The sequence below is a fragment of the Vibrio sp. 1727 genome (genome assembly GCF_033344415.1).
In the GTDB taxonomy this organism is placed as follows: Bacteria; Pseudomonadota; Gammaproteobacteria; order Enterobacterales; family Vibrionaceae; genus Vibrio; species Vibrio alginolyticus.
The window spans coordinates 1-864 of record NZ_JAWPOT010000145.1 but is presented as its reverse complement, the minus strand read 5'-3'; the positions used below and the strand labels follow the sequence as shown (position 1 = coordinate 864).

The window sequence follows — 864 nt, the reverse complement described above, 5'->3', positions numbered from 1 at the left end:
TTAGAAGAACGTAATGAATATCTATACGGATAAGAAAGTGGTCGCTGTTGGCGGTGGTCATGGCTTAGGTCGAATGTTAGCCGCTTTAAAAGACTTTGGCAGCAATGCTACGGGCATTGTTGCCACAACCGACAATGGTGGTTCAACTGGGCGTATTCGTCACTGCCAAGGTGGCATCGCTTGGGGAGACACCAGAAACTGCATCAACCAGCTAATCACTGAACCATCTATCAGTTCGATGATGTTCGAATACCGCTTTAAAGGTACGGGAGAGCTGGACGGCCACAACCTTGGCAATTTGATGCTAACAGCATTGGATAACTTGTCGGTTCGACCGCTGGATGCAATCAATCTGATCCGAAACATGCTTAAGGTTGATGTCAATATTCTACCAATGTCAGAGCACCCTTCGGATTTGTCTGCACTTTCAGTGAACGGTCAATGGGTCACAGGTGAAACCAATGTGGATGAGATGGAAACCGACTTACGTCGCTTAGATCTTTCACCAGAAGTTCCAGCCTCTAAAGAAGCCGTTACTGCTCTGGCTGAAGCCGATGCAATCATTCTTGGCCCAGGCAGTTTCCTCACCAGTATTATGCCGCCATTGTTATTGCCTGAGCTGGGCAAAGCCATTGCTGCAAACCGAAAAGCGAAGGTGATATTCGTCGCTAACCTCAGCCCTGAATACGGCCCAGCAGGTCGAATGTCGATGGCGCAAAAGTTGGAATGGTGTGAACGTGCGTGCCAAGGACGAAGAATCGATGTCGTCCTTGCCGAAGAAACGGACCAGAAAGTGTTGGAACAATGGAACGTCGTTACCGAATCATTAGCCTCAACCAACCGAGATTGGCGTCACGACCGAGA

Annotated in this window: 1 protein-coding gene; it reads left to right on the top strand. The window is 48.8% G+C overall.

The genetic code is table 11. The features are described 5' to 3' along the window. Positions 1-13 precede the first annotated feature (13 nt). The coding region (gene yvcK, locus R8O10_RS24410; RefSeq protein ID WP_318191843.1) for a uridine diphosphate-N-acetylglucosamine-binding protein YvcK at positions 14-864 on the top strand (851 nt) is incomplete at its 3' end.